The 16316-nt window shown below is 64.1% G+C and carries 19 protein-coding genes; 11 read left to right on the forward strand and 8 right to left on the reverse strand.

The window, feature by feature from the left end; translation table 11 throughout:
* The first annotated feature begins 129 nt into the window (after nucleotides 1–129).
* The gene (locus tag NKH50_RS05830) at nucleotides 130–666 is read left to right on the forward strand and encodes a L,D-transpeptidase family protein (protein ID WP_352801958.1); all 537 of its coding nucleotides are present in this window, start codon (nucleotides 130–132) and stop codon (nucleotides 664–666) included.
* Between the two features lie 76 nt (nucleotides 667–742).
* Here the strand turns inward: NKH50_RS05830 and NKH50_RS05835 are convergent, their stop codons facing one another.
* Nucleotides 743–982, reverse strand: coding sequence for a hypothetical protein (locus NKH50_RS05835; protein WP_352877268.1), 240 nt, complete (start codon nucleotides 980–982; stop codon nucleotides 743–745).
* Nucleotides 983–1145: 163 nt separating this feature from the next.
* Here NKH50_RS05835 and gcvA point away from each other — a divergent pair, with 163 nt between their 5' ends.
* On the forward strand, nucleotides 1146–2066 hold the full coding sequence (gene gcvA / locus NKH50_RS05840) for a transcriptional regulator GcvA (protein ID WP_352479989.1): 921 nt from the start codon (nucleotides 1146–1148) through the stop codon (nucleotides 2064–2066).
* A 3-nt stretch (nucleotides 2067–2069) separates the two neighbouring features.
* Here the strand turns inward: gcvA and NKH50_RS05845 are convergent, their stop codons facing one another.
* Genes NKH50_RS05845 through tsaD form a run of 6 tightly spaced genes read right to left on the reverse strand, consistent with a single transcriptional unit; the run spans nucleotide 2070 to nucleotide 6057 of the window.
* Nucleotides 2070–2489, reverse strand: coding sequence for a DUF1761 domain-containing protein (locus tag NKH50_RS05845; RefSeq protein ID WP_352479990.1), 420 nt, complete (start codon nucleotides 2487–2489; stop codon nucleotides 2070–2072).
* A gap of 48 nt (nucleotides 2490–2537) precedes the next feature.
* A complete protein-coding gene (locus NKH50_RS05850; protein ID WP_352807399.1) occupies nucleotides 2538–3194 on the reverse strand; it encodes a class I SAM-dependent methyltransferase in 657 nt (218 codons plus the stop codon).
* Nucleotides 3191–3610, reverse strand: a complete 420-nt coding sequence (locus tag NKH50_RS05855; protein WP_352877271.1) for an EVE domain-containing protein — start codon at nucleotides 3608–3610, stop codon at nucleotides 3191–3193. Before NKH50_RS05855 ends, NKH50_RS05850 begins: the two co-directional genes overlap by 4 nt.
* 30 nt (nucleotides 3611–3640) lie before the next feature.
* The gene (locus NKH50_RS05860; RefSeq protein ID WP_292663798.1) at nucleotides 3641–3937 is read right to left on the reverse strand and encodes a YciI-like protein; all 297 of its coding nucleotides are present in this window, start codon (nucleotides 3935–3937) and stop codon (nucleotides 3641–3643) included.
* A 27-nt stretch (nucleotides 3938–3964) separates the two neighbouring features.
* A complete protein-coding gene (locus NKH50_RS05865) occupies nucleotides 3965–4975 on the reverse strand; it encodes an NAD(P)H-dependent glycerol-3-phosphate dehydrogenase (RefSeq protein ID WP_352877274.1) in 1011 nt (336 codons plus the stop codon).
* Nucleotides 4972–6057, reverse strand: coding sequence for a tRNA (adenosine(37)-N6)-threonylcarbamoyltransferase complex transferase subunit TsaD (gene tsaD / locus NKH50_RS05870; RefSeq protein ID WP_352509123.1), 1086 nt, complete (start codon nucleotides 6055–6057; stop codon nucleotides 4972–4974). Before tsaD ends, NKH50_RS05865 begins: the two co-directional genes overlap by 4 nt.
* Nucleotides 6058–6158: 101 nt before the next feature.
* Between tsaD and hemC the strand changes: the two genes are divergently transcribed.
* From hemC to NKH50_RS05915, 9 genes are all read left to right on the forward strand, one after another.
* Nucleotides 6159–7085 (forward strand): hydroxymethylbilane synthase, encoded by a 927-nt coding sequence (hemC, locus tag NKH50_RS05875; protein ID WP_352877276.1) that lies wholly within the window; start codon nucleotides 6159–6161, stop codon nucleotides 7083–7085.
* Between the two features lies 1 nt (nucleotide 7086).
* On the forward strand, nucleotides 7087–7794 hold the full coding sequence (locus tag NKH50_RS05880) for a uroporphyrinogen-III synthase (protein WP_352877278.1): 708 nt from the start codon (nucleotides 7087–7089) through the stop codon (nucleotides 7792–7794).
* A 403-nt stretch (nucleotides 7795–8197) separates the two neighbouring features.
* Entirely contained in the window at nucleotides 8198–9718 is a 1521-nt protein-coding gene (locus NKH50_RS05885) for a COG4223 family protein (protein WP_352877280.1), read from the forward strand.
* 8 nt (nucleotides 9719–9726) lie between these two features.
* On the forward strand, nucleotides 9727–11343 hold the full coding sequence (locus NKH50_RS05890) for a heme biosynthesis protein HemY (protein WP_352877282.1): 1617 nt from the start codon (nucleotides 9727–9729) through the stop codon (nucleotides 11341–11343).
* A 39-nt stretch (nucleotides 11344–11382) separates the two neighbouring features.
* The gene (locus tag NKH50_RS05895; protein WP_352877284.1) at nucleotides 11383–11862 is read left to right on the forward strand and encodes a tellurite resistance TerB family protein; all 480 of its coding nucleotides are present in this window, start codon (nucleotides 11383–11385) and stop codon (nucleotides 11860–11862) included.
* Nucleotides 11863–11880: 18 nt separating this feature from the next.
* Complete coding sequence (locus tag NKH50_RS05900) at nucleotides 11881–12597, forward strand: glutamine amidotransferase (RefSeq protein WP_352877287.1); 717 nt, start codon at nucleotides 11881–11883, stop codon at nucleotides 12595–12597.
* A gap of 141 nt (nucleotides 12598–12738) precedes the next feature.
* Entirely contained in the window at nucleotides 12739–13260 is a 522-nt protein-coding gene (locus tag NKH50_RS05905) for a DUF1643 domain-containing protein (RefSeq protein ID WP_352877289.1), read from the forward strand.
* A gap of 29 nt (nucleotides 13261–13289) precedes the next feature.
* Complete coding sequence (locus NKH50_RS05910) at nucleotides 13290–13856, forward strand: hypothetical protein (protein ID WP_352877291.1); 567 nt, start codon at nucleotides 13290–13292, stop codon at nucleotides 13854–13856.
* Nucleotides 13828–14613, forward strand: coding sequence for a dCTP deaminase domain-containing protein (locus NKH50_RS05915; protein ID WP_352877293.1), 786 nt, complete (start codon nucleotides 13828–13830; stop codon nucleotides 14611–14613). The genes NKH50_RS05910 and NKH50_RS05915 overlap by 29 nt, the downstream gene beginning before the upstream one ends.
* 141 nt (nucleotides 14614–14754) lie before the next feature.
* On the opposite strand, the gene NKH50_RS05920 is transcribed toward NKH50_RS05915, so the two are convergent.
* Nucleotides 14755–15996 carry an MFS transporter gene (locus NKH50_RS05920; RefSeq protein ID WP_352479996.1) on the reverse strand — a complete coding sequence of 414 codons (1242 nt, stop codon included), beginning with the start codon at nucleotides 15994–15996 and terminating at the stop codon, nucleotides 14755–14757.
* Nucleotides 15997–16316: the final 320 nt, after the last annotated feature.

A 16316-nucleotide genomic window follows, 5' to 3' on the forward strand; every position in this document is an offset into this window, starting at 1 on the left:
TTTGAAAAGAGATTTCAGTTGACCGCAGCCTGTTTATGCGGAAGCTGACCGGCACAACAGCCGTTCACAGTGATTTGTTCCGTGGGACGATCATACAAGAAAAAACACGATCGCAATGCAGTCGGCGCAATTTTGCCGAAAGGGCTCGCCGTGCTCACCGTGCGCGCGCGCCCGGGCCATGCCAGCCAGGGCTTTCTGCAGGCCGGCAAACTGGTGTTTCCATGTGCGCTGGGGCATGGCGGCATCTCGGCCGCCAAGCGCGAGGGCGACGGCGCCACGCCGCTTGCGTCGATGCGGATATTGTCGGGATATTTTCGCGGCGACCGTTTTGCCGGCGGCCGCCGGACGCGGCTCGCGATGACGCCGATCGGCCGCGACCTCGGCTGGTGCGAAGTGCCTGGGGACCGCAACTACAACCGCCCGGTCAAAATCCCCTATGGCGCTAGCCATGAACGGATGCTGCGCACCGACGATCTCTATGACGCCTGCCTGGTGCTGGACTGGAACATTGTGCCGCGCCGGCGCGGGCGCGGCAGCGCCATCTTCTTCCACCTGGCGCGCCCCGGCTTCACGCCGACGCAAGGCTGCGTCGCGGTAACGGCCCGCACCATGGCGCGGCTGCTGCCGCTGCTGTCGGAACGGACGGTGATAAGGGTGGTAAGGTAGGGGAGAATAGTGAGGGAATTGGCCGGGAAGAATATTCGCGGAGCCGCCGCTTAGCTTCACTACTCACTACACCGTCCTAGCGCTTCCTCGGCAGCTGCCAACCCGTGTCGAGAAGGCCGAGCCGGCCGAGTTCGCGGTCCATGGCGCGTGCGATGTCCTTGCGTTCGCCGCCGATGTCGCGCAGCTGGCGATCGGAGAGATCCTCGACATTCTCGTAGGGAAGATTGACCGCGATTCTTGCGTAGCGAAACCAGTCAAGCATGGCGCGCAGCCAGGTCGCGCGGAGGATTACAGAGCGCAAGGCGATGTCAGACATGGTGCAATCCGCTTCTCCGGACATCAAATCCGGTTTGATGTTTCTTCGATGACCAGATCATGACCGATTGAAATCAAAACGGGAAACGAGTAGTTTTTTTCTGCATCTTCAAGTTTTGTTTGAGAATTGGAATGCTCGACCGAACTCTCCTCGTCTGGCACTGATGGCGCGCCTGCTGCCTGGAACCCGTGCGCTGCGGACGCTGGAGGCAGCGGCCCGGCATCTCAATTTCACCCGCGCCGCCGACGAGCTCGGCCTGACGCCGGCAGCGGTCAGCCATCAGATCAAGGAAATCGAGGATCAACTCGGCATCGTGCTGTTCACACGCACCAGCCGCACGATCCGGCTGACCGAGGCGGGTGCGGTGCTGTTCGAAGCTTCGACCGATGCGCTCGACCTGCTTGGCCGGGCCGTCTCACGGGCGCAGAAGACGGCGCGCGGTTCGGCGCTGCTGAAGGTCACCCTCGATGCGCAATTCGCGACGAAGTGGCTGATGCGGCGCGTCGACGATTTTCGCAAGCAGCATCCGGCAATCGAGCTGCGTTTCGACATCAGCTACGAGGTGCGCGACTTCGATCGCGACGACGTCGATCTCGGCATCCGTTTCGGCACCGGAAAATATCCGGGGCTTCGCTCGCACCGGCTGTTCGAAAACGTCATCATTCCGGTCTGCAGCCCGGCCCTGTTGCGGGCCGGGCCGCCCCTCAAGGAGCCGCGCGACCTGTTTCATCATACACTGGCGCATATCGAGTGGTCGCGCCAGGGCGTCACCTGGCCGAACTGGAGCATGTGGATGGCGGCGGCGGGCGTCGACGATTTCGACGACAGCCGGACCATCGTGTTCGGCAATTCGACCGATGCCGTCCAGGCCGCGCTCGACGGCAACGCGGTTGCGCTCGCCGATTTCGCCATGGTGGCAAACGACCTTTCGGAAGGCCGGCTGATCCGGCCCTTCGAACTCGGCATCAAGGTCGCGCCCGAATTCGCCTATTTCCTGGTCTATCCCGAAACGGCGGCGAATGATCCGCGCATCGTCGCCTTTCGCGATTGGCTCCTCGAGGAAGTCGCTAAGACGCCGACCTGACGGTCAGCCGGTCGCCGCCGCGCCGAACCAGCCGATCACCGCGCCGATGAGAAGCAGCACGCCAAGCCAGTGACCAACATCGATGAGCGTCAGATCCCAGCCGAAACCTTCGTAGCGATGGTTGACCGAAAGCGTCGTGGCGACGAACCCCAGCCAGAGAACGAAGCCGAAGATCACCCCGGCAAGCAGGCTCGGTTCGCCGCCGGTCACCGCGCCGATGATCAGCGACATGACCAGCGCCATCACGATCTCCGCGACGAAGGAGACGACGAAGGGCAGCATCGATTTGCTCATCGTCGTCGGATCAAGCTTGGCGGCCTTCAGCCACGGCTTGCTCAAACCCATGTACCAGGCGGCGCCGAACAACCACGCCACGACGGCGGCGACGATTACCGCCAGCCAATTGATTGCCGAAAAATCCATGGTTCCCTCCGGTCGATTGCGCGATGGAACGCCTGTTCGGCGATGCCGTCAAGCAAGACGCCAGACGGTGGTGCGCTTGATCTCGGCGTCTTCCAGCGCGCGGGTCACCGCCACTTCGTAGACGGCAAGCGGCTCCAGCCCGGTCTTCGGCAGATAGGAGCGGCCGGGATCGCCGACGAGAATGTCGGCGCCGCGCGCCCTCAGCCGGGCGAACCACGGCATCAGCCCGTCGGCAAAGGACTTGTCGTAGAAGACATCGCCGGCCAGCACGACGTCCCACCCGGCATCGCTGCCGATGGGATCGCCGGCGAGGAATTCGATCTCGGTCCCATTGGCCTCGGCATTGAGGCGGATCGCGGTCGCGCAGAACGGGTCGATATCGGCGGCGATCACCTCGGCAGCGCCGGCCTTCACTGCTGCAATAGCGACAAGGCCGGAGCCTGAGGCGAAGTCGAGCACGCGCCTGCCGCGCACCGCCGCCGGATTGTCGAGGATGTAGCGGGCAAGGCCCTGGCCGCCGGCCCAAGCGAAAGCCCAGAAGGGTGGCGGCAGGCCGATTTCGGTCAGCTCGTCCTCGGTCCGCTGCCATAATCCATGTGCCTCGTCGGCCAGGTGCAGGCGGACCTCCGGCACATGCGGCGGCGCCATCAGCGCCGTGTTGTCGAGGATGAATTTCCTGGCGCTGTCCGGCGTCAGCGCCGTCATGGCGCCGGCGTCAGGCCGCCCATGCGGCAAACCTCTTGCCATTCGGCCGGCGTCACCGGCTGCACGGACAGCCGCCCGAGCCGCACCAGCGCCATGTCGGCCAGCTGTGGATTGGCCTTGGCCTGCTCCAGCGTCACCGGCTTCGGCATGTCCTTGAAGGCGCGGATATCGACGCACTCCCAGCGGGGGTCGTCGGTGGTGCTGTCCTGATGGGCCAGAGCGCAGACTTCGGCGATGCCGACGATGTCGAGCCCGTCATTGGAATGGTAGAAGAAGCCGAGATCGCCGATCTGCATCGCCTTCATGTTGTTGCGCGCCGCATAATTGCGCACGCCGTCCCATTGCGTGCCGGCCTTGCCCTTGAGGTCCTCGAAGGAGAAGACCGAAGGTTCGGATTTGAACAGCCAGTAGTTCATTGTGTTGCTCCTCCTCAGGTGCCGCCGCGATCAGATGTCCGCCGGCTTGTTGAAGCTCCAGTTCCACTGCCGGATTTCGACGCTTTCGAACAGCCCTGCCTTGGTATAGGGATCGGCCGCCGACAGGGCTTTTGCCGCAGCCAGATCTGGCGCCTCGACGACGGCGAGAGTGCCGTTCGGCTTGCCGTCGGCGTCGAGGAACGGGCCGGCGAAGGCCAATTTCTTGTCGCCGTTCAGCCCTTCCAGGAAGGCAAGGTGCTTGGGCCGCGTATCGAGCCGCACCTGCAGGCTTCCTGGCTTGTCCTTGCAAATCAGCGCAAACAGCATCTTTTCCATCTCCGCAATCATTGGGAATTACATGTCGGTTTCGGTCTTGAGCGGCCGTGTCATCAATGCCGATACAGCCTGGTCTATGGTTATGGTGCCGTCCAGTATGGCGGCGACGGCGGCAATGATCGGCGCGTCGATCCGGCGCTCGCCGGCGATGCGGGCGGCGATTGCCGCCGTCGGCACGCCTTCCGCCAAAGGCAAGCCGGCAAGCGGCTTGCCTTGCCCCAGCGCCAGCCCATAAGCGAAATTGCGCGACTGCGCGGACGAGCAGGTGAGCAACAGGTCGCCGAGGCCGGAAAGCCCCATCAGCGTCTCCGGCTTGGCGCCAAAGGCGGCGCCGATGCGGCGCAATTCGACGAAACCGCGCGTCACCATCGCCGCCTGGGCGCTGGCACCGAGCCCGGCGCCGGTGACGGCACCCGCGGCAATGGCAAAGACGTTCTTCAGCGCGCCGCCGATCTCGACGCCGATCAGGTCGTCGCTCGAATAACAGCGCAGGTTTTCCGCCGAAAAGCGGGCGGCGAGGTCGGTGGCCAGAGCCTCGTCGCGGGCGGCGACCACGACGGCCGTCGGCAGGCCCCTGGCGACGTCGGTGGCAAAGCTTGGGCCCGACAAAGCGGCGACCGGATTTGCCGGCAGGATACGCTCGGCAATGGACGACAGCAGCGCGCCGGTGTCGCGCTCGATGCCCTTGGCGCAGAGGACCAGCGGGACGCCTTTCGGCATATGGCTGGACGCGGCCGTCAGCATAACCCGTAACGACTGTGCCGGCGCCACCGCCAGAACGCAGTCGGCACCGTCGAGCGCCGCCTCGATGTCGCTCGTCGCCACGATGCCGGGATCGAGCGCGATGCCCGGCAGATAGCGCGGATTTTCGCCACGGTCGACCGCCGCGACGGTCTCCGGGTCGCGCGCATAGAGGCGGACGAAATGACCGGCGCGCAGCGTGGCCAGCGCCAGCGCCGTGCCCCAGGCGCCGCCGCCGAGCACGGCGACGCGCCAGCCGCTTGGCGCCTTGTGCTCGCTGCCGGTCATGCCTTGGCCCCACGCCGGCCCGAGCCGACCATCGGGGCCGAGATGCTGTCCAGCGGCCAGCGCGAGCGCGGCACGAGATCGGCGGCGTTTTCACCTGATATGCCGGCGCGCAGGCGCTCGATGCCGGCCCAGGCGATCATCGCCGCATTGTCGGTGCAGAGGTTGAGCGGCGGCGCGACGAAGCTGAACCCGGCCTGCTCGCAAAGACTCTGCAATGTCGCCTTGATGGTCCGATTGGCGGCCACGCCGCCGGCGACAACCAATGCAGGCTCGGCCTTGTCCGGGAATTGCTGACGGAACCGGGTCAGCGCCCGCGCAACACGGTCGCCCAGCGCATCCGCCACCGCCGCCTGGAACGAGGCGCAGATATCGGCAACATCCTGATCGCTCAGCGGGGCGATCGCGGTTGCCGCCTGGCGCACCGCGGTCTTGAGGCCGGAGAAGGAAAAATCGGGCTGCACCGAGCCCTTCATCGGGCGCGGAAAGGCGAAACGCGTCGCGTCACCGGTTGCCGCCGCCTTCTCGACATTCGGTCCGCCCGGATAGGGCAGGCCGAGCATCTTGGCCGTCTTGTCGAAGGCCTCGCCAAGCGCGTCATCGATCGTCGTCGCCCAGCGCTGGTAGTCGCCGACGCCGCGTACGGCGACGATCTGGGTATGACCGCCGGAGACCAGCAGCAAGAGGTAGGGAAAGTCGAGCCCGTCGATCAATCTGGCCGTCAGCGCGTGACCTTCGAGATGGTTGATGGCGATCAGCGGTTTTTTGGCTGCCGCGGCGATTGCTTTGGCCGTCATCAGGCCGACGATCAGCCCGCCGACAAGACCGGGACCGGCGGTGGCGGCAATCGCATCGATATCGGCGAGGTCGACGCCGGAATCGGCGAGCGCTGCTTCGATGATGCCGTCGAGCGCCTCGACATGGGCGCGCGCGGCGATCTCCGGCACGACGCCGCCGAAAGCGGCATGCTCCTCGATCTGGCTGAGCACGATGTTCGACAGGATTTGCGGCGTGCTGCGACCGTCCAGCGCCACCACGCTGGCGGCGGTCTCGTCGCAACTCGTCTCGATGCCCAGAACGCGGATCAATTCGTCGCTGTCCAAAAATCGTACAGATTGTACTGTCGGCCTTTCCCCGATAGGAGAAAACCCGAAAACCTGCCGGGGGTTATCACGGACGGCGCGTCATGCAAACAACCTTGAAAATCGGAACACGCGGCAGCCCGCTGGCGCTGGCGCAGGCGCATGAAACGCAGGCGCGACTGATGGCGGCGCATGGCATGCCGGCGGAAGCTTTCGAGGTGGTCGTCATCTCGACCAGCGGCGACCGCATCCAGGACCGGCCGCTGTCGGAAGCCGGCGGCAAGGGCCTGTTCACCAAGGAGATCGAGGAGGCGCTGCTGGCGCGCCGCATCGACATCGCCGTGCATTCGTCGAAGGACATGCCGACGCTGTTGCCCGAGGGGCTGGAACTGTCCGCGTTCCTACCGCGCGAAGACGCGCGCGATGCCTTCATCGGCAAGGCGGCGCGAACGATTGCCGGCCTGCCGCAAGGCGCCAGGGTCGGTTCGTCGTCGCTGCGGCGCCAGGCGCTGATCCGGCGGATGCGGCCGGACGTCGAAGTGGTGATGTTTCGCGGCAATGTGCAGACGCGGCTGCGCAAGCTCGACGACGGCATCGCCGACGGCACCATCCTCGCCTATGCCGGGCTGAAGCGGCTCGGGCTCGAAGACGTGGTCACCGACCTGATGCCGCTCGACGTCTTTCCGCCGGCGCCGGGGCAAGGCGCGATCTGCATCGAAAGCCGCATCGGAGACCGCGACGTGGAACAGATGCTGGCAGCGATCCACGACGGGCCGACCGGCGAGGCGCTGGCCTGCGAGCGCGCCTTCCTGGCGGCGCTCGACGGGTCCTGCCGCACGCCGATCGCCGGACATGCGACGATATCGGGCGGAACGGTTTCCTTTGCCGGGCTGATCATCTCGCCCGATGGCACGCAGTCGCATGAAGTCAGGCTGCAAGGGCCGGCGCAGGAGGCGGCGCGCATTGGCGCGGAAGCCGCGGCGACCGTTCGGGCCAGGGCCGGCGAAACATTCTTCGATGGCTGGACCTGACATGCTCCGCGTCCTTGTGACGAGGCCCGAACCGGGCGCGTCGCGCACGGGGCGCCGGCTTGCGGATGCCGGCTTTCAGCCGATCCTGCTGCCATTGACCGGAACCGTGGCGCTGCCGGTCGATGCCGGCGCGCTCGCTGACGCCGCGGCGGTCGCGGCCACCAGCGCCAATGCCGTTCGCCATGCGCCGAAAGAGGTCATCGCGGCGCTCGCCGGCTTGCCGTGCCACGCCGTCGGCAGGAAGACGGCGGAAGCCGCCCGCGCTGCCGGGTTTCTGTCGGTCAGCGAAGGCCCGGGCAATGCCGAGGCGCTGGCCGATGCGCTTGCTGGCGGTTACGCGGGGCAGACGATCGTCTATCTCTGCGGGCGAGTGCGATTTCCCGGCTTCGAGGAAGGGCTGTTGGCGTCGGGCGTTCAGGTCCGCGCCGTCGAGACCTACGACACCGTTGTCCTGGATTACTCCGACGAGGCCGTTCTTGCGCGCCTGTCCGCCCAGCCGGTCGAGGCGGTGCTGCTCTATTCGGCCAAGGCGGCCACCGCTATGCAGGCCCTGGCTAGCCGGCCGGCGCTGCGTGGTGTTTTTGAAAAAACGCGCTTTTTCGGATTATCGGGGCGCATCGCCGCGGCGTTGGGCGACGTCGCCGAGATCCGGATTGCGCCTGAGCCCAGCGAGGATGCGCTGCTGGGACTTTTGCAGGCGCCGCGCTGACCGGCATCCGCCTGTTTCGGACGTTGGCATACCTCCTGCTGGCATCCTCAATTTATTCCGCAGTAGGCGCTGTCGGCGAAGCTGCCGATCTCCCCCGCAAGGGGGGAGATCGGCAGCTTGGCGGGCAGCGCCAACATGGACGATTCGCCCTCGAGCCACATTTTGTTCTTGCTTTGTGCCGGCAGCTATGCTAGAAAATCACTTAGGTGCTGATTCGCGCCAACGACCCGCCGCCGAGGCGGGTTTTTCATTTCTGGTCCCGCATGCCGTGTCCCAAAATCGCTGCGGCGTTTTGCCAAAACTGAATTCCAAAGCCGTGGCGTCATCACGCCGCCCCTTTTCACCGCTTGGTGATGTGCTAGACCCTTCAAACCATCCGAAGCGAATTTTGCGGAGCCCGAGCATGGTCAAGACGCCGAAGATGCGGCATTCCAAGAGCCGCCGTGAGCCGGTGACCATCGAGCTCGAGCCCGGCGCCGTCTCGCGAGTCGCCGCCGAACAGGAAGCCGGCAAACAGCAGCCAGACAATGCAGAGTCAGCGGGGGCGCAAACCGACGAGGCGAAAGCCGAGGAAGCGGCGAACGCCTCGCAGCCCGAGCCGCCTGAAGAGCCGGTGCATGCCGACCAGACCGATCTCGAGCCATGGGAACATGCCGACGCAGCCGCGCCGGCCGGCACGCAAGAGCCGGCGGATGCCGGCGCCGATCCTACCCGGGAAACGGAAACCTCTTATCCCGCCGGTTCGGATGCGCCGGCCGGGCGCTCCACGGCTTCCGACTACAGTTTCGAAGATGCATCCAGCCCAACCGGGGCCAACGAACCGGGGATCCCAGGCTCCGGCGAGAAGACAGCTGAGACGAGGGACGACCATATGGCAGCGCAGCCGAAGCGAAGCGGCATCAGCGGCATCGCCGCCGGCATTGTCGGCGGCGTCATCGCGCTCGCCGCAGCCGGCGGGCTGCAATTTGCCGGCCTGCTCGGTGCGCCGGGGTCGGGCGGCGTGTCGCTCGACGCGGTCAATGGCGAGATCGTTTCGCTGAAACGCGAGGTCGCGGACCTCCGACAGGCCGACGCCAACAATGACGCCTCGGCCAAGGTGGACGGGCTGTCGTCGGCGTTGGACCAGGTCAGGGCGGACGTCGCGGCGTTGAAGTCGGCCGTCGAACAAGGCGGCGCCGGCGACAATGCCGGGCTGGCGGCACTTGGCGACAAGGTCCGGCAGATCGAGCAGGCGGTCGCGGCCCTCGGCAAGGCCGGCGGCACGGCGCCAGTCGATCTCGGCCCGCTCAACGAAAGGCTGGCCGCGATCGACGCCCTGGTGAAGTCAGCCGGCGAAACGGCAAAGGCGCAGGAAGGCCGGCTTGCGGCCCTGGAACAGTCGGTTTCCCAGCTCTCGGGCAAGGTCGATGCACAGGCTTCGCAGCCGAAGATCGCGCTGGCCATTGCCGCCTCGGCGCTCAAGGCTGCGCTCGACCGAGGTGCACCGTTCGCAGCCGAACTCGAAACCTTTGCCGCGATCTCACCGGATGCGCCCGAGATCGCGACGCTGCGCGCCTATGCCGAAAAGGGGGTGCCGACGCGGGCCGAGATTGCCGCCGAAGCGGACGCCGCCGCCAACGCCATGGTCGCTGCCGCGACGCCTGTCGACCAGAATGCCGGCATCCTGCAAAAGCTGCTGTCGAGCGCCGAATCGCTGGTCAAGGTCAGGCCGATCGGCGCCGTCGAAGGCACCGGCGTCCCGGAAACCGTTGCCCGCATGGAGGTCGCTGTCAATCAGGGCGACTACGCCAAGGCGCTCAGTGAATACGAAGCCCTGCCCGAGGCGGCCAAGGCCGCCGGCGCCGACTTTGCCGGGAAACTGAAAGCGCGGATGGAGGTCGAGACACAGATCGATTCGCTCATCGCCGGCGCGATGAAGGCGTGAGGAACCCAATGATCCGCATCCTCGCCTTCCTTGCCGTCGTCTTTGCGCTCGGGCTCGGCTTCGCCTGGCTGGCCGACCGGCCGGGTGAAATGCTCGTTACCTTCAACGGCTATCAATACCAGGTCGGCCTCATGGTCGCGGCGGTGGCGGTCGTTGCCGTGGTTGCCGCGGTGATGATCGTCTGGTGGCTGGTCAAGGCGCTGTGGAACAGTCCCTATACGATCTCGCGCTATTTCCGCGTGCGTCGCCGCGACCGCGGCTATCAGGCGCTGTCGACCGGGATGATCGCCGCCGGCGCCGGTGACGGCGCGCTCGCCCGCAAGAAGACCAAGGAAGCGGCAAAGCTGATCCGCTCCGACCAGGAGCCGCTGATCCAGCTGCTCGACGCGCAGGCCTCGCTGCTTGAAGGCGACCATGATGGCGCCCGTGAAAAATTCGAGACCATGCTCGACGATCCCGAAATGCGGCTGCTCGGCCTGCGCGGGCTTTATCTCGAGGCCGAGCGGCTCGGCGACCGCAACGCGGCCCGCCACTATGCCGGCCGGGCAGCGGCGGTGGCGCCGCAACTGGCCTGGGCGGCCGAATCGACGTTGGAAGACCTGACCGGGCGTGGCGACTGGGATGGCGCGCTGAAACTGGTCGATGCCCAGAAGTCGACCCGGCAGATCGAGCGCGATGCGGCCAACCGGCGTCGCGCCGTGCTGCTGACTGCCAAGGCGCAGGCGCTGATCGACAGCGATGCCAATGCTGCAAGGGCGGCGGCGCTCGAAGCCAACCGGCTGCGGCCGGATTTCGCACCGGCGGCGGTCGTCGCGGCGAAATTGCTGTTTCGGCAGAACGACGTGCGCAAAGGCTCGAAAATCCTCGAGGCGGCGTGGAAGGCCGAGCCGCACCCGGAGATCGCGGAGCTCTATGTCCATGCCAGGCCGGGCGATGCCGTGCTCGACCGGCTGAACCGGGCAAAGAAGCTGCAGGAGCTGAAGAAGAATCATGCCGAGTCCTCGCTGGCCGTGGCGCGCGCCGCGCTCGATGCGCAGGATTTTGCAACCGCCCGCCGCGAGGCGGAAGCCGCCATCCGCATGGATCGCCGCGAAGGCGCCTATCTGCTGCTGGCCGACATCGAGGAGGCCGAGAGCGGTGACCAGGGCAAGGTGCGGCAGTTGCTGTCGAAGGCGGTGAGAGCGCCGCGCGACCCTGCCTGGGTCGCCGACGGCGTCGTCTCCGAACGCTGGGCTCCGGTATCGCCGATCACCGGCAGGCTCGACGCATTCGAATGGCGGGCGCCGATGGAGCGGCTCGGCCAGTTGATCGACAGCCATGAAGAGACTCCGGAGGGACCGATGCCGGCCATCGCGGCTCCAGCCAAACCGGTACAGGAAACAGCCGAGGCGATCGAGCACACAGCCGTTGCTGCCGAGACACCGGGCACAGCGACCGAAGTGAGGACCGAAAACCGTGCCGCCGAGGATCATGTGACACCAATCACCGCGGCGGCGTTTGCCCAAGTGCCGGAAGATGCCGAGGCCGTCGAGCCGGCGCAGGAGCTGACGCGGCTGCCCGACGACCCCGGCGTCGATCCCGACGACGCGGCGGACAAATCGACGCGCCGGTTTCGTTTGTTCTGATCAGGGTCGAGTGGACCCGGCCTTATTGGGAATGATTTGATGTTCGAACGCGTTCTGTCGTTTCTAAGGGATCTGCCGTCCGGTGGTGGCGCCAGCGCCAGCGCCGACGATCCGCGCGTTGCCGCGTCCGCCCTGCTTTTCCACGTGATGAACGCCGACGGGGTGCGCCAGGATACCGAATGGGAACGGTTCAAGAAGGTGCTGGCGGAAAGCTACTCGATCAGCGGCGACGAACTCGACGCGTTGGCGGCTGCCGGCGAGCGGGCCGACAATGAGGCGATCGACCTCTACGCCTTCACCAGCGTGCTCAAGCGCCATCTCGACGCCGACGCGCGAAAAGCCTTCATCGGCCTGATGTGGGAGATAGTCTATGCCGATGGCGAGTTGCACGAACTCGAGGACAATACCGTCTGGCGGGTCGCCGAGCTGATCGGCGTCGAACGTCGCGACCGTGTCGAGGCGCGCCTCAAGGCGGCCGCCGCGGCTCCTGGTGCTGCCGGAACGTCAAGCGACGAATAGACAGGGTCCAGCCTTCCAATGCCGCCCAAGCCAAGCCCGAGACCAAAGATCCTGATTGTGCTGCATCAGGAGCATTCGAGCCCCGGACGGGTCGGCCATATGCTTATCGAGGAAGGCTTCGACCTCGACATCCGCCGTCCGCCGCTCGGCGAGGCCTTGCCGCAGACGCTGGATGGACATGCCGGCGCAGTGGTGTTCGGCGGCCCGATGAGCGCCAATGACGGCGACGAGTTCGTCCGCCGCGAGACCGACTGGCTTAAAATTCCGCTCGACGAGAACCGGCCGCTGCTTGGCATCTGCCTCGGCGCGCAAATGCTGGTCAAGCATCTTGGCGGCAGGGTTGAGGGCCACGGCGAGGGCCTCGTCGAAATCGGCTGGTATCCGCTTAAGGCGACCGAAGCGGGCAGCAGGCTGATGCATTGGCCGGAGATGGTCTATCAATTCCATCGCGAAGGCTTTTCGCTGCCGAAGGACGCGACGCTTTTGGCGACGGCCGAAACCTATCCCAACCAGGCCTTCCGCTATGGCGACAATGCCTGGGGCATCCAGTTCCATGGCGAATTGACCCGGGCAATGATGCAGCGCTGGGTGGTGCGCGGCGCGCACCGCTTCGAACTGCCCGGCGCGCAGCCCGGCCGCGACCATCTCGGCGGCCGGCTGATCTGGGACATGCACCTCAAGCGCTGGCTCAGCGAGTTCCTGCCGATGATTTTCGGCAAGCCGGCGCCGCGGTGAGGACCCGGAATGCCTGTGCGAAACGGTTGGTTCTTCTCGCAGCTCATTCGCTTCACCGCGCCTTCTTCATGATGTGCATGGCCGTGATCGGAGTCCGGCAAGTCAATCTCAAAGCCTGAAAGGCAGCAATGGGATGCCCGCATGAACGCAACTTTTTCTGAATGTGGCAAATACCGCTATCGGTTGGACCGGATGATTGGTGATGGCCCCCCCATCGCATTCCTATTGCACAACCCTAGCACGGCTGGGACGGAAAATGAGGACCCAACCTCGCGGCGTGGGATTGGTTATGCCAAGGCCTTTGGCTTTGGGCGGCTCATATTCATAAATCCTTGGGCAATGGTTGCCACGAGGCCGCGTGACCTTTGGTTGGCGGAAGACCCTGTAGGCCCACTAAATGACAGTTATATTCGAGATGCTGTCGTTGAAGTGTCAAACGAAGGGGGCAAGATCATTGCAGCTTGGGGACGCGTCGATCCGCCTGCCGCAAAGCGCGCCGCCGCCTCTGCCAGAATTGCCGCAGTCCTCGATCTGGTCGAGCGCAACGGCGTTAAACTTTTTGCGCTTGGGATGAACCGGGATCGATCTCCCAAGCATCCGCTCTATATGAGGAAAGATGCAACATTATCCATATGGACAGGAAGGGATTCCCATGGGCTTTAATTTGTGGAAAACCTCCAATACATGGCGAATTGATGATTCGCGGCGGTATACAGGTCGAACGCTGGGTGGTGGGTTCGGCCAAGGGGAGCTTTGCTGACATGTTTACAGACGCAGACATGCTGCGCCTTCAGCGAGAGCAATATCGGCACGATCAGCGCAATCACACTGATATTCTGCACCTTTCTAAAAATGATCGCCTAAAGCATTACGGCCTTCATTTCGCGAAGTATGTTGGGAGATTGGCACGTGGATCGTCGGAACCGATTTCGTATGAGCGGACGATAGTGGACACCGTGTTGGTGTCCCTTAGCGCTGCCAACACACTCTATCAGCATCTAGTTTCGCCGGCACCTTTGGGGAAAGATGCACGACAGATCGATCCGTTGCGAACATACGCCGACGCAGCTGGGCGCTTTGCGGATGCTTGCGAGAAGATTGATCACCTTGAGGAATTTATTCCGATCGCACGCAGGGCAAATGCTGACGTAATGTCTTGGGCTCTCCAACAGGCGGAAGAGCGCAAGCTTGATCTTCAAGAGAAGCTACGGCAGCGGCGGGGGGAGCTACGTGGCCGACAATTCTACATCGCCGACTGAGATCTACCCAGCTGGCGGATTCTGGAGTGATAGGACGTGGAAGGGCCTTAACCCTTCCACATCGCCTGTACGCCCTTTCAAGCAAAAACAAATCGATGAATCAAACTACCTGCTTTCCATTGGCGAAGAGATTTATGTCTCAGCGCCTGGCGGAAAGAGCACAGTTCAAAAGCTCCAGCCAAACGATCGATTTTCAATTGATGCCGGACAGTTCGCCTTCCTCCTGACTGAGGAAGAGGTGATAATGCCGTTCAATAAGATCGGCTTTATATCGATACGCGCCACTGCAAAGTTTTGGGGCCTCGTTAATATCTCTGGTTTCCATGTCGATCCTGGGTATAAAGGGAAACTAATATTTGCTGTATTCAATGCAGGTCCTACTAGAATTCATTTGAAGCGTGGGGACCAGATTTTTCCGATCTGGATCGCCGCACTTGATCAGCCTGCTACTCGCACCGAACACAAGATTGGCTACTACGAAATCCCGTCTAAATTGATAAACCAGATTTCTGGAGAATTTACAAACGCATATCAATTGGCAGAGAAACTGAAAGCGGCTCAAGAAGATATTGTTCAGCTTAAAAGCTTTCGTGTGTATACGATGGCTATTATTGGGGTTGTGCTAGTCTTGATGTCGCCCTTCATTAAGGATGCCATCACCCGGATCTACGGCACAATAAAACCTCAAGCCGTTTGCGTCAGCGGTTGCCAACCGTCGCCGCCAGCGCTGCCAAGCCATCAATCGGCAACGCCGTAGCAAGCCGAGATCTTTAAATAGATCAACATTTGGTGAGTTATGTTCCATAATACCAAAAAGTCCGCTGCGGTTTTTAAGTAGCGATATGGCCAAACACGGGCTTAAAGCTCGCCGCAAGAGGCCATTCAAGCGCGTCGTACGTTAGTTTCGCCCCCTGAGATGACGCACCTTGCGCAGCTGCGGGAACAGCACCGCCCATAGCCCGGCGACAGCAATCGCCCCGACACCGCCGACCACCACGGCCGGAACCGTGCCGATCAGCGCGGCCATGGTGCCGGCGCGGAATTCGCCGAGCTCATTGGAGGCGCCGACAAACACCTGGTTGACGGCGTTGACACGGCCGCGAACGTCGTCCGGCGTCCACAGCTGGATCAGCGTCTCGCGGATATAGACGCTGAACATGTCGGTGGCGCCAAGCAAGGCGAGAGCAGCGATCGACAGCCAGGTGATGGTCGAGAGGCCGAACAGGACGGTGAACGCGCCGAACAGCGCAACGAAGCCGAGCATGACAAGGCCGGCATGGTTGCGGATCGGGTGTCCGGCCAGCCAGATGGCGACGCAGATGGCGCCGACGCCGGGCGCCGAGCGCAACAGGCCGAGCCCCCACGGGCCGAGTTCGAGGATATCGCGCGCGTAGACCGGCAGCAGCGCCGAGGCGCCGGACAGGAGCACCGCGAACAGGTCGAGCGAAATCGCGCCGAGCACGATCTTTTCGCTCCAGATATAGCCGAAGCCAGCGAACAGGGTCTGTACCGTCGGCCTGTCGGTCCTGCTGCGCTGGGCAGGCTTCGGGATGGTGAAGATCAGCACGGCGGCAATGAGCATCAGCACGGCCGCTGTGGTGTAGGCAGCTTCGGCCGAAAGCCCGTAGAGCAGGCCGCCGGCGACCGGCCCGACGATGGTTGCCGTCTGCCAGGCGGAAGAGTTCCAGGCGATGGCGTTGGCGAAATCCTCAGGCGGCACCAGATTGGCGAACAGCGATGACGAGGCCGGCCCGAAGAAGGCGCGCGCAATGCCGAACATGGCGAGCACGATGAAGACCGGCATCGGCCCGGAGAGGCCGCGCAGCGTCAGCAGCAGGAGGGCCAAGGCGCAGCCCGCCTCGACCAGCACCGCCAGCGCCATGATCAGCCGGCGCCCGAAACGGTCGGCAACGTCGCCGGTGACCAGCACCAGCAGCAGCGAAGGCAGGAACTGGACGATGCCGACAAGGCCGAGGTCGAACGGGTCGCGGGTCAAATCGTAGATCTGCCAGCCGACGGCCACCGACACGATCTGGGTGGAGAATGTCGAGAGGAAGCGCGCCGCCCAATAGCTCAGGAACGGCCGGTGGCGAAAGGCGGCATAGCGCTGGTCGGATGGTACTTGGGATTCTGCGGTCATGGAATAAGGCCCCGTGGCGGCGATGTCGGCCGGCGGGGCACTTCCACGATGGGCGCTGGTCCGGCCAAGAGAGCCTTTAGCGCAGTTCGGCCGGAGGCGCGCGCAAAAATCCGGCCTGGATCAAGGAATTTCGGGCTACCATGCTAATTGCGTATGGCAAACGCGCTCGGCGGAGGTGGAGAGGTTATTTGGCGCACAGGTCGAGTTCCTTCGCGCCCCCCTTTGTCCTGCCGGACATCTCCCCCTCAAGGGGGGAGATTGGACGTCCCGACGGCTTTCGCCAACCTCCAGCGTCAAAGGCGATTCCTGCGTTTAAAGAG

Origin of the sequence: Mesorhizobium sp. M1027 (assembly GCF_040318745.1) — a bacterium.
In the GTDB taxonomy this organism is placed as follows: Bacteria; Pseudomonadota; Alphaproteobacteria; order Rhizobiales; family Rhizobiaceae; genus Mesorhizobium.